This is a genomic window from Aurantimonas sp. E1-2-R+4 (assembly GCF_036549515.1).
GTDB classification, from domain to species: domain Bacteria; phylum Pseudomonadota; class Alphaproteobacteria; order Rhizobiales; family Rhizobiaceae; genus Aurantimonas; species Aurantimonas coralicida_A.
Genome location: NZ_JAZHLK010000075.1, coordinates 1 through 11,981 on the forward strand (window position 1 = coordinate 1; position 11,981 = coordinate 11,981).

Annotated in this window: 11 protein-coding genes; 2 read left to right on the plus strand and 9 right to left on the minus strand. The window is 62.5% G+C overall.

Annotation, left to right across the window (positions count from 1 at the left end):
• Nucleotides 1-276: 276 nt before the first annotated feature.
• From VQ045_RS20330 to VQ045_RS20345, 4 genes are all read right to left on the minus strand, one after another.
• Nucleotides 277-1,320, minus strand: coding sequence for a heme-dependent oxidative N-demethylase family protein (locus VQ045_RS20330; RefSeq protein WP_331831412.1), 1,044 nt, complete (start codon nt 1,318-1,320; stop codon nt 277-279).
• Between the two features lie 9 nt (nt 1,321-1,329).
• Entirely contained in the window at nt 1,330-2,295 is a 966-nt protein-coding gene (locus tag VQ045_RS20335) for a PDR/VanB family oxidoreductase (RefSeq protein ID WP_442879918.1), read from the minus strand.
• Nucleotides 2,292-2,903, minus strand: a complete 612-nt coding sequence (locus VQ045_RS20340; protein ID WP_327625774.1) for a dimethylamine monooxygenase subunit DmmA family protein — start codon at nt 2,901-2,903, stop codon at nt 2,292-2,294. The genes VQ045_RS20335 and VQ045_RS20340 overlap by 4 nt, the downstream gene beginning before the upstream one ends.
• 87 nt (nt 2,904-2,990) lie before the next feature.
• Nucleotides 2,991-4,124, minus strand: coding sequence for an aminomethyltransferase family protein (locus tag VQ045_RS20345; protein ID WP_327625775.1), 1,134 nt, complete (start codon nt 4,122-4,124; stop codon nt 2,991-2,993).
• A 464-nt stretch (nt 4,125-4,588) separates the two neighbouring features.
• Between VQ045_RS20345 and VQ045_RS20350 the strand changes: the two genes are divergently transcribed.
• Nucleotides 4,589-5,932 (plus strand): flavin-containing monooxygenase, encoded by a 1,344-nt coding sequence (locus VQ045_RS20350; RefSeq protein ID WP_331831413.1) that lies wholly within the window; start codon nt 4,589-4,591, stop codon nt 5,930-5,932.
• A gap of 81 nt (nt 5,933-6,013) precedes the next feature.
• Here the strand turns inward: VQ045_RS20350 and VQ045_RS20355 are convergent, their stop codons facing one another.
• Nucleotides 6,014-6,409 carry a group II truncated hemoglobin gene (locus VQ045_RS20355; RefSeq protein WP_327625777.1) on the minus strand — a complete coding sequence of 132 codons (396 nt, stop codon included), beginning with the start codon at nt 6,407-6,409 and terminating at the stop codon, nt 6,014-6,016.
• 18 nt (nt 6,410-6,427) lie between these two features.
• Nucleotides 6,428-8,797, minus strand: coding sequence for a DUF1989 domain-containing protein (locus VQ045_RS20360; RefSeq protein WP_331831414.1), 2,370 nt, complete (start codon nt 8,795-8,797; stop codon nt 6,428-6,430).
• Nucleotides 8,798-9,004: 207 nt separating this feature from the next.
• Here VQ045_RS20360 and VQ045_RS20365 point away from each other — a divergent pair, with 207 nt between their 5' ends.
• Nucleotides 9,005-10,051 carry an NAD(P)H-dependent flavin oxidoreductase gene (locus tag VQ045_RS20365; RefSeq protein ID WP_331831415.1) on the plus strand — a complete coding sequence of 349 codons (1,047 nt, stop codon included), beginning with the start codon at nt 9,005-9,007 and terminating at the stop codon, nt 10,049-10,051.
• 9 nt (nt 10,052-10,060) lie between these two features.
• Here the strand turns inward: VQ045_RS20365 and folD are convergent, their stop codons facing one another.
• The 3 genes from folD to VQ045_RS20380 all read right to left on the minus strand — a co-directional run.
• Complete coding sequence (folD, locus tag VQ045_RS20370) at nt 10,061-10,951, minus strand: bifunctional methylenetetrahydrofolate dehydrogenase/methenyltetrahydrofolate cyclohydrolase FolD (RefSeq protein WP_442879920.1); 891 nt, start codon at nt 10,949-10,951, stop codon at nt 10,061-10,063.
• A gap of 13 nt (nt 10,952-10,964) precedes the next feature.
• On the minus strand, nt 10,965-11,864 hold the full coding sequence (locus VQ045_RS20375) for a bifunctional 5,10-methylenetetrahydrofolate dehydrogenase/5,10-methenyltetrahydrofolate cyclohydrolase (RefSeq protein WP_331831416.1): 900 nt from the start codon (nt 11,862-11,864) through the stop codon (nt 10,965-10,967).
• Between the two features lie 4 nt (nt 11,865-11,868).
• A partial coding sequence (locus VQ045_RS20380; RefSeq protein WP_331828899.1) for a formate--tetrahydrofolate ligase occupies nt 11,869-11,981 on the minus strand: 113 nt, incomplete at its 5' end.

Genomic DNA, 11,981 nt, shown 5'->3' on the forward strand with positions numbered 1-11,981 from the left:
TCATCCCCGCCCTCGGCCAAAGGCACGAAGGCTATCACTGGCGGAGTTTTGCTCCGGCCAACAGCCAGATATCCGGCCGCTTCAGTGGTGGATTTTTGCACCGGCGCTCTCATCAGGACGGGCGGCGCGAGCAATGACGACCCGTCGCTCGATTATGGCTTTGATTTTGGGAGAGGCAGCGCCGCGCCTTCACGGCACGGCTGAGCAACGCCGATGAAACGTCCGGTTCGCTATCGCATGAAGATTTTGGTGCCGCGGGGGATCCGGACCGGGTCGTCAGTCGTCGGGAAATATCCCCGCAGACGTGGGGGCCCCGTCGTCATATTTCGCCAGCCATTCGACGATCATCGGCCGGTTGGCGGCGAAGCCCTTGTAGGTCGCCAGGTCCTCTGGGAGGTCGCGCAGGACACGATGCAGTCGCCGGCTCCATTTGGGAACCGTGACCAATTCCTCCAGCTTGATCAGATAGCAACGGATCGGGAAGACGAGAGCGTTGGAGCGCGGCAGTCGGAAGAAGGTCTGCAGTTCGACGCGCAAATGCTGTTTGTACCCCAGATTCTCCGGTGTCAGCGTCGCCTTCTGCACACCCCATTTGTGATAGTTCTCGGGACTCGTATCGAGCAGCGGATTGACGGTCATCGTCCAGTTCAGCCGCCGCGCCGGACTTCCCTGCTGAATGTTCAGCAGAAACTTCAGGGCGCGCGTGAAAATTCCCATTTCATGGGCTCGCGGCACTGGAGCGTGCCATTCGAAGAAATTCATGCCGATGTCGAAATCCAGCGACCAGTCGGCCTGGCTGGTGACCATGCCGGCGTCCATCCATAGATTGTCCGCCCTCTGATCGAGAACGGCGAAATCGCCCTGGGTCTGGCGCGTGATGTATTCCATCGGGCCGCAGGGCAGGCTGGCGTCGTCGAGAAAGACGAACTTCTGTTCGATCCCGAGCGGTCGGTTGATCCAGTGCCAGTTGTCGCCGTCGCGATGCAGCTCGAACAGGTCGGGATAGTCCTGCGACTTGGCGACCATGATGAGTTCCAGAAGATCCCATCCCGCCAGGTTCATATGCGGCAGCGACTGACAGCGTAACGGGTCTTCCGCCAGAACCTTGTCGCGATCGCGCATTTCGGCGACGTAGTGTTCGTCGACGTCGAAAGCGTGCTCGAATGCGCTGCCCGGCCGACCGGAATCGTGCGGCTCCATGTTCACCGAGTACATGTAGGTGTCTTCGATAAACGGAAAAGGAAACCGACGAATCTGTTCGGGAGAATTGAAGAAGGTGAAATCGTCGCGAAAGGTTTCGTCTTTGAAATTAATGCCCATATCGACCACCTATCGTTCGAGGACCAGCGTCTTGCCTTGGAAGCGCGAGACACATGGCATGATCTTGAGACCTGATTTGCGATCTTCTTCCGATAGCCAGTGATCGTTGTGAATGAGAGTGCCGTCACAGGAGATCACGTTGGTCTCGCATTGCCCGCATGCCCCGCCGCGGCACAGATACGGCGCCTCGACCCCCGCATGCTCGATCGCCTCCAGAAGGCTCTGGTGTTCGCCCACCGTGACGGTCTTGTTCGAAACGGCGAGCTCCGTGGTAAACGGGTCGCCCGAGGCCGGCGCCAGAAACTCCTCGGAGTGAAAGGTCTGGCGCGGCCAGCCGAGTTCGAGAGCGGTCCTCTTGACCTCCTCGATCATCCGCTCCGGCCCGCAGACATAGACGTGGGTTCCCAACGGCTGGCTCGTCAACAGGGCCGCGAAATCGATCCGATCGCCTCGATCGCGTTCGTAGATCCGCACCCTGTTCGGGTAGCGCTCCGTCGTTTCGCGGCAATAGGCGCCGTGTTCCGCATTGCGCACCACGTAATGCAGCTCGAAATGCGCGTTCGCGGCTTCAAGCTGCCGGATCTGGGCCAGAAACGGCGTGATGCCGATCCCGCCTGCGATTAACAGGTGCTTGCGAGCCCTCAGATCGAGCGGAAACAGGTTGACGGGATTGCTGATCGTCAACCTCACCCCGCGCTTCACCTTGCGGTGCATGAACAGCGAGCCGCCTCGACCTGCTTCGTCGCGCCGCACCGAAATCATGTAGCTCGACCGGTCGGCGGGATCGCCCATGAGCGAGTAAGGATTGCGCCGCAGGACATCGCCATCCGGCATCTCGACGACGGTGTGGGCGCCGCCGGAAAATGCCGGAAGCGGCTGGCCGTCCTCCCGCGCCATACGAACCCGCCTGACAAGCGGGGTCACATCGCAGGTCTCGGTCACGATCACCGAGAGCTTGGCGCCGCCGGCGCTCACTTGAAACGCTCCACGGTCGGCGGGATGTCGCCAGGATTTTCGGCATCCACACAGACCGCCTGAAACGCCGCCATGCGGCGCGAATAGTGATCCCTCACGAAGAGGTTAAGCCCGCAATGCGCGCATACGAACGGATCATGGGTGACGTCCTCGGTGATCCCCTTGCAATGCACGCACTGCATTCGTCTCGCCGTCGAGCCGCGATGCTCGGTCTGAATGGCTTCGTGGGGAATACCGGCGTCGGTCGCTTCTCGCATGGCCTGCCCGATCAGCCCCTCGGTTCCCGCCAGATAGACCTGCAAGCCCATGCGGGCGTCATGCAAGGCCTTGCGAAGACGCGGGACGGACGCCTCGTAGGTGGGGCCGGCATAAAATTGTGCCGGCGCGAGCCCATCGAACGCCTCGACCCAGCGACGCCCGGTCTGCTTCGGAATATAGATCACGTGCGATGCTGCCGGGAGATCGGCGGGCGCAGCCACAAACAGATCGAGCAGCGCTTCGGCGCCTTCGGCGTCGGCGATCATCAGATGCGCGTAGCCGCTCCGCGGCTGCAGCACGCCATATACCGGTCGGCTCGCTATGGACGGTTCGAAGACAGTCTTCGTCATGCCTGTGGTTCACCTCGCAGAACGATCATGGACGTTGGCGGCTGGCCCCTCCGCCGCCCGGCGACGACTTCGCCGGGTCGTCGCGTATCAGCCCTTCGCCGTGCGCTTTTTCTTGTCGACATCGTAGAACGGCATCGGGTGCGCGATGCAGGAAATGTTGCCACTTGCGTTCGCGACGACCAACGGCGTGCCTTCGACCGCGCAATCGACCGGCATGCGTGCGATGCCAACATTATGCTTGTTGAGCGGGGAATACATCCCGACCGTCACGGTACCGACCCGCTTGCCGTCCTTCATCAGCGCAGCACCTTCGTCGGCGGGTTCCGTGCCCTCCAGCTTGACGCCGTAGATCTTGAACCGTTCCTTGCCCTTCAGCCGGTAATGTTCCTCGGCGCCGCGGAAGCCAGTCTTGCCGGGCGAGACCGTGAAGTCGAGCCCGAGTTCCCAAAGCGTATCGCCTGGCCCCTCGTTCTCGAAGGGATATTTTTCGGAGTTGTCATAGGGGAAGAATAGCAGATAGCTTTCGGCGCGCAGGAGATCGAGCGTGGTGAACCGGGTCGGGATGATGCCCATCTCCGCACCGTCCTCGACGATCCGATCCCAGATCGTCGGCGCGTCCTGGCCGCGGCAGAAAATCTCGTAGCCGCGCTCGCCCGTATAGCCCGTACGCGAAATCGTCACTGGCCTGTCGAACAGCGTCGTGTGGGTATGGCTGAAATAGTTCAGATTGCGGATGCCATCGACGTGCTTGGCGAGAAAGTCGACCGCGAGCGGGCCCTGCAGCGAAATGTCGTGCAGGTCGTCGTCGAAATACACTGAGACGTTCCTGCCGCTCGCCGACATCGTCAGTTGCTCGTGCCCTTGCCCCGAACCGTGGACGACCATCCAGCTGTTCGGCCCCATGCGGTAGATCACGCAGTCGTCGACGAATTTGCCCTGATCGTTGAGCATCGCGGCGTAGGTTGAGCGGCCCGGCTTGATCTTCTCCACGTTGCGCGTCGTGGCCCGGTCGATCACATGGCTCGCATGCGGTCCCACCAGATGAACCTTCTTCAGGCCCGAGACATCCATGACTCCGGCCTTCGTGCGAATCGCCAGATATTCCTCCCCCTGATCCTTGTCGTAGGTCCAGGCGGTGCCCATGCCGCTCCAATCCTCGAGATGGGAGCCCATCGCCCGGTGCCGATCGGCGAGTGCCGAAAATCTCCAGGATGCCGTCATGTCTTTCTCCCATTCGAAGCGCGAGCGAACCCCATTTGACCCATGTCGAGCGGAAAAATGCAACCTCCTTATGCAAATTTATTTCCTGACAGGCAAATCGTAGCGATGGCCGTCCCGCCTACGGCTTCAAATGCTGCTGTCCATGCCAGATTTACCTATCAAGAATAAAAAATTCCTGTTAGTTGAAATCTGGAATGACATGCGGGACGATGTCGTCGAAGGGGCGGAGGAACCTCATACGCCGAAAGGGCCGCACGCCGGAAACGATGGCCGAGCTCGGCTATCGTCACTGCGGATTTGCCGATTTGGCGCGGCGTCGCCGGGAGACGCGGCCGACGACCGGTCGGCATTGGACAAGGGTCCGATGCCCTGCACGTCGTGTCTCGGGAGCGGGACAAATCTCTGGATATCTGACGGAAGCAATCCATGCACGATTCTAAAGATCCATGGAAAGGGAGAGCATAGTGACTAAGCGCATCGCCATCATCGGCGCCGGACCCTCCGGCCTGGCCCAGCTTCGAGCCTTCCAGTCGGCGGCCCAGAAAGGCGCCGAAATCCCGGAGATCGTCTGCTTCGAGAAGCAGGCCAACTGGGGCGGTCTGTGGAATTATTCGTGGCGAACCGGACTGGACGAATATGGCGAGCCCGTCCACGGCTCCATGTACCGTTACCTGTGGTCGAACGGCCCTAAGGAAGGCCTGGAGTTCGCCGACTACTCCTTCGAGGAACATTTCGGCAAGCAGATCGCTTCCTATCCGCCGCGCGCCGTGCTCTTCAACTACATCGAGGGGCGGGTCAAGAAGGCCAATGTGCGCGACTGGATCCGCTTTCGCACGCCGGTGCGTTCGGTCACCTACGACGAAGGGTCCGGCCTGTTCACGGTGACCGCGCACAACCTCCTGGAGGATCGCGAATACACCGAGGAGTTCGACCACGTCGTCGTCGCCTCAGGCCATTTCTCGACTCCGAATGTCCCGTATTTCGAAGGCTTCGAGGGTTTCAACGGCCGCGTGCTTCATGCTCACGATTTCCGCGACGCCCGCGAATTCATCGGCAAGGACATTCTGGTGATCGGCACCAGCTACTCGGCCGAGGACATCGGCTCGCAATGCTGGAAGTACGGCTGCAAGTCCGTGACGGTTTCCTACCGCACAGCGCCCATGGGTTTTAACTGGCCAGACAACTGGCAGGAGGTACCCCTCCTGCAGAAGGTCGAGGGCGATATCGCCACCTTCAAGGACGGCACCACCAAGCGGGTCGACGCGATCATCCTGTGCACGGGATACAAGCATCATTTCCCGTTCCTGCCGGACGATCTGCGGCTGAAGACTGCCAATCGGCTGGCGACCGCCGACCTCTACAAGGGCGTCGTCTGGGTCCATAATCCGAAGCTGTTCTATCTCGGCATGCAGGACCAGTGGTACACCTTCAACATGTTCGACGCGCAGGCTTGGTACGTGCGCGACGTCATTCTCGGCCGGATCGAACTGCCCGACAGCAAGGAGGCACTTCTCAAGGATGTCGCCGATCGTGTGGCGGCCGAGGACGCAGGGGAGGACGACTACGCCGCGATCCGCTACCAGGGCGATTACGTTAAGGAGCTCGTCGCTGAGACCGACTATCCGAGCTTTGATGTCGACGGCGCCAACGAGGCCTTCTTCCAATGGAAGAAGCACAAGAAGAAAGACATCATGGGCTTCCGCGACAACAGCTACAAATCGGTCATCACCGGATCGATGGCGCCGGCGCATCATACGTTGTGGAAGGATGAACTCGACGATTCCCTCGAGAGCTATCTGCGAAACTGAACCGAGCACGGTGGGGGGCTCGGCAGCGCCCCCCTGCCTGGTCCTCGCGGGGCATTTTCGCTGGACCGATTCCGGAAACTTCTATTCCGACTCGACGTTGACCAATACCAAAGCGACGCGGCCTAACGCGGCGCGCATATGGTCGGCGGCCTCGCCGACCATATTGCAATCGCGCATCGCCTTGTCGAGACAGGCGAGCCATTGATCGGCGTCCTCGCGGCGGATCGGCACATGCGCATGCACCTCGCGGACATCCATGTGGCCGTGGCGTTCCGCGTAATACCGCCGCCCCCCCAGGAAGCCGCAGAGGAAGTCGAACTGCTCGGTCCTGGCATGCGCCATCCCGTGCCCACGCAAGTGCAGCGTCAACAGATGTGCGGATGCTGGGTCGCTCTCAATGATGTCGTAGAAGCGCTCGACGAGGGTCCGCAACGATGTCTCGCCGCCAATGTCCTCGACAGTCGATCGGATCGACACATTCCCCTCCCTCGATGATCAAGCCCGGACGCGGGACTTCGTGGGATCGTAGTGGGACAGCGCGACGATCCGGGCAGGCAACCGCTTCTGATGGCCATCCAGCTTGCCCACCTCGACCTCGGTGTCGATGGCGGCGTGGGCCACGTCGAGGCGCGCCAATGCGATGTTCTTCTTGAGCAACGGAGAGCGCATCGACGACGTGATCTCGCCGATCTGGGCCCGGCCGATATGCACGCAGTCGCCATGTGAGACGTCGACATTCCCGTCGATGTCGAGACCGACCATAACGCGCGCCGGATGTTCCTTGCGACGGATGAGGGCGTCGCGGCCGATGAAGTCGTCTTCCTTGGATTTCAGCGGCACGGTGAAGCCGATTCCCGCCTCGAACGGATCGGTCTGGTCGGAGAAATCGTAACCGGCAAAGATCAGGCCGGCCTCGATGCGAACCATGTCGAGGGCTTCCAGCCCCATCGGACGCAAGCCATGCGGCTCGCCGGCGTTCCAAACCGCATCGAAGACAGCCTCGCAGTCCTTTGGATGGCACCAGACTTCATAGCCGAGCTCGCCCGTATAGCCGGTTCGCGAGACCACGATCGGCGCGCCGTGCTCGCCGCCGATGCGACCGATGGTAAAACGGAACCATCCCAATTCGGCCAGCGATGCCTGATGCGGAGGAGTCCAGACGATCTCCTTCAGGATGTCCCGGCTGTTGGGGCCCTGAACGGCGACGTTGTGGAGCTGGTCCGTCGAGGTGCGGATGAGAACCTTGAGGCCGAGCTTTTCCGCGACCTCGCGCAACCAGATCCCCGAATAATCGTCCCCGCAAATCCAGCGGAAATTATCGCGGCCCAGCCGAAACAGCGTACCGTCGTCGATCATCCCGCCATGCTCGTAGCACATGGCCGAATAAACCACCTGGCCAACCGCCAGCTTCTTGACGTTGCGCGTCAGCGTGTACTGCATCAGCGTTTCGGAATCCGGGCCGGTGATCTCGAACTTTCGCAAGGCCGACAGATCGATCACCGCGGCCTTTTCGCGGCAAGCCCAGTATTCCTCGATCGGACCGGCGTCGGAGAAGCAGTTGGCGAGCCAATAGCCCTTGTAATCGACGAAGTTGCGCGTGTGTTCGGCGAACCGTTCGTGGAAGCCGGTCGGCTTGGTCATTTTCGGCTCCGAGTCCGGTGTGGGGCGATAGGCGACGGCGCGCGAGAAGCTCTCGGCGCCCGAATAGATGCGCACGTGAATATCGGTTGGGTTCCAGCCGTTGGCCGCCGTCGTGTCGTCGGGGCAGGCCGAGCTGACGCAGACGATATCGGTCATCGCGCGCAGCAACACATAGTCCCCCGGTCGGGACCAGGGTTCATCGACGACCATCACACCGTGGGCATCGATCGCGGTGTTGAAGAAGAAATTGATCGCCATCCAACCGGCGCGGCCCGTCACTCCGTGCGGCGCCAGGGCCGCGTTGAAGTTGTTGGTGCAGTTGGCATGGCCTGGATAGCCGATATCGTCGTAGTATTTGGCGGCGCACGCCAGCGCAAAGGCATCGTGCCGGCCGCAGGTATCCTGGATCACCTCGACCAGCGGCATGTTCTCGTGGTCGTAGTATTTCGCATGCAGCCCCGGCATCGGATACGCATGCCCCATCAGCGAACGCGTCGTCGTCATATCCAGCGGGTGCTGGATCCCGCGATCGAGTTTGCGGGCATCGAAACACTGGAAGTCGGTACACTGACGGCCGTCGACGTCGAGGATCTGAAAATAATCACCGGCCTTGACGAAATAGGATTCCGCAGTGGCGGACCGGACCCTGAGATCGAGGATCGGATCGGCCAGCGGCTCGGGAAGTGCGAACCTCCCGCCGCGTGCGGGGTTGGCTCGCTCGATGAGAACCGTCAGCGGCGTCGCGGTATCCTGCCGTTCGAAATCCATCGCATTGCCGGGAGCCGCAATGACCACCATGCCGTCGCGCTGGACGGTGAGCGACACCGAGTTGCCCGGCGGCGTGGTGCCCTCGAACAAGCCGATCGCGCCGGCTTGAGCCGGATCAATCCCACGCCGCTCCAAGCCCTGGCGCAATTTGCGCAAGCTGGCGTCGCCGTCAGCCAGCAGCGCCCTCAACCCCGGCGCCTGCGAGTTCGCGGTCTCGCCCAAAATGCCGGCGTCGATCGTGCCCCGCGCGTCCGCCGCGATGACTTCGCAATGCTGGCCGCCTTCGTCGTTGGTGATGGTGATCCGATCGCCAGCTTCGACCGCGAACAGGATCGCGCCCTGTCCTGGGACCACATGACGCTCGGAACCGGGCGCCATCGTAAAGGCCAACGGCTCGATGATCTGGCTCGGCCTTGGGGGACCCGCGCGAAACTCACGAAGATCAAGGTTGAGCATGGCGACCCTCCCGAAATGCGATCGCGTCCAACCGAGCGTTTTCACGAGCGGCCGACATGACGCGTCGCGAACATCGTTGCAGGGTTATTCTTTTTATGCAAGTAATATTCCCTGAATGAAATCCCTGTGTCGCCGCGAAAACGGGGGCTGGCCGGAACAGTCTGCCCGCGACGCGGATCTGGAACGTCACCATGGGGGAGTGGAAACATGAACCATTCGGAAGCAACCTCCCGCAGCAATGCGGCGCTCCGCACACCGCTTTGCGACCTCATCGGTTGCCGCTATCCAATCCTGCAGGCCGGCATGGGCGGCGTCGCGCGATCGGAGCTTGTCGCGGCGGTATCGGCGGCGGGTGGTTTCGGCTGTCTCGGCATGGTGCGCGAGCCGCCGGAGCTGATCGCGCGCGAGATCGCTTCCGTCCGCTCGCGCACCGACCGGCCCTTCGGCGTCAACCTGATCCCGGCGGCGACCGACCCCACGCTTTTCGACGAAGAGTTGGCGGTCTGCCTTGAGGCCAAGGTTCGGGCGATGGTCTTTTTCTGGGACGTCGTCCCGGAGGCGATCGAGACGGCGAAGCGGGCCGGATGCCGGGTGCTCTATCAGGTCGGATCTCTCGCCGCCGCGCGGGCTGCCGAAGCCGCCGGAGCGGATGCGGTAATCGTCCAGGGGGTCGAGGCCGGCGGCCATGTTCACGGCAGCGTCTCCTCGCTGATACTGCTGCCACAGGTCGCCAGCGCACTTAAAATCCCCGTGGTCGGATCGGGAGGATTTTCCTCCGGTGCCAGCCTCGTGGCAGCGCTGGCTCTCGGCGCGCAGGGCATCCACTGCGGCACCGCCTTCCTGGCGACGCAGGAATCCTTCGCCCACGACCTGCACAAGCGCCGCGTCGTCACGGCGTCCTGCGAGGACACCGTCCACACCGACGCCTTCGCGATCAACTGGCCGCCCAACTCCCCGGTCCGGGTCCTTGCCAGCGACGTCACCGAAACCCTCGGCGAGCGGCTGTTCGGCTACAAGGCCGAGGACCTGCCGCGCGAGGCGATCGCGATGGAGGACGACCGGTCGATCTATCTCTTCAGCACCGATTCGCCGCTTCAATCGATGCGCGGCGATCTCGAGCGGCTGGCGCTTTTCGCCGGTCAGGTCGCCGGCCGGATCGAAGCGATCGAGCCGGCCGGAGAGGTCGTCGCCACCATCGCCCGTGACGCGTTGGCGATTTTGTCCGATCTCGCGCGCAAAGGCACCAACGCATAGGCCGCCGCGCTACGCCGCTGACGTCTCGGGATTGGCGCGGCAGCAGGCGGTCAGCGTATTGGACAACAGGCAGGCGATGGTCATCGGCCCGACGCCGCCCGGCACCGGTGTGATCGCGCCGGCGACCTTGGCGGCGCTGGCGAAGTCGACATCGCCGACGAGGCGTGTCTTGCCCTCTCCCTTTTCCGGCGCCGCGACCCGGTTGATGCCCACATCGATGACCGTGGCGCCGGGCTTGATCCAATCGCCCTTGATCATCTCGGGCCGGCCGACGGCGGCTACCACAATGTCGGCGCGGCGCACCACGTCCGCCAGATTTTTCGTCCGCGAATGGGCAATCGTCACCGTGCAGCTGTCTCCCAGGAGAAGCTGCGCCATCGGCTTGCCGACAATGTTCGAGCGACCGACCACCACCGCTTCCAGGCCTGACAGGCTGCCGTGGTGCTCACGCAGCATCATCAGGCATCCGAGCGGCGTGCACGGCACCATCGAATCCTGCCCCGTTCCCAGCAGACCGACATTCGACAGATGAAAACCGTCTACGTCCTTGGCGGGGTTGATCGCGTTGATGACCAGATCCTCGTTGAGATGCTTCGGCAGCGGCAACTGGACGAGGATGCCATGCACCGCCGGGTCGTCGTTCAGGCTTTCGATCAGGGCCAAAAGGTCGACCTCGGAAATGTCGGCGCCGAGCTTGTGCTCATAGGAGTTCATTCCGACTTCGACGGTCTGTTTGCCCTTCGAGCGGACATAGACCTGGCTGGCCGGGTCCTCACCCACCAGGACGACCGCCAGCCCGGGGGTTATGCCGGTCGACTTCTTCAGCTGGCCCACGCGCGCCGCCACGTCGTCGCGCACCGAAGCGGCAAAGGCTTTCCCGTCGATAATACTGGCTGTCATGATCCCACCTCGGTCATCCATTGTTCGTGCTCGCAAAAGACTGCTGGTAGTGCTCTTTCTGCATTCGCGTCGCCAGCACCGCGTTCTGCATCAGCACGGCTACCGTCACCGGCCCGACGCCGCCGGGCACCGGCGTGATCCAACCGGCGACCCTGGCGCAGCTGTCGAAGTCCGCGTCGCCGACGGTTTTCCCATCGACCCGGTTGATCCCGATATCGATCAGCGCCGCGCCGGGCTTGATCATCTCGCCCGTCACCAAGCCGGGCTTGCCGACGGCAACGAAGACCGCGTCGGCCGCGCGGCTGTGCATGGCCACCGACCGCGTCATGTGGTGGCAGACCGTCACGGTCGCCCCCAGTCCCATTAGAAGAAAGGCGATCGGCTTCCCGACGATTTCGGAATGGCCGATAATCGTTACGTCCAGCCCCTCGATCTTCAGCGGCAGCGTCTTCATGATTTCCACCGCCGCCACCGCCGTGCAGGGGCCAAGCGCCAGATCGTTGTAGACGATGTTGCCGATCGAGGCCGGGTGCATGCCTTCCACATCCTTCAGCGGATGCACGGCCTTCTGCAACGCCTTGACCGGGATATGCGCCGGCAATGGGCGCTGGATGATGATCCCGTGCACGCGCGGGTCGGCGTTGAGTCCCTGCAGGATGCCGACCAGTTGCTCGGGCGACGTCTCGTGCGGATAGCTGCGTGCCTCGAAGGCGACGCCGGCGCTCTCGGCGCTTTTCTGCTGGTTCCGGACATAGAGTTCGGCCGCTGCGGTATCGCCGACGGAGACCGAGACGAGACGCGGCTGCCAGCCTTCTTCGGCCAGCTTCGCCGCATCGTTCGCCGCCTCGGCCCGCAGGCGCGCCGCGATGGCCTTGCCATCGATCATCGCGGCACGGGTCACATCGCGGAGCATTGCCCTAGAACAGGCCTTCGATGAGGCCTTCGTCATTGAGCCGGATGGATTCCGACGAGGGCACGCGCGGCAGGCCCGGCATGGTCATGATCTCGCCGCAGACGACCACGACGAAGC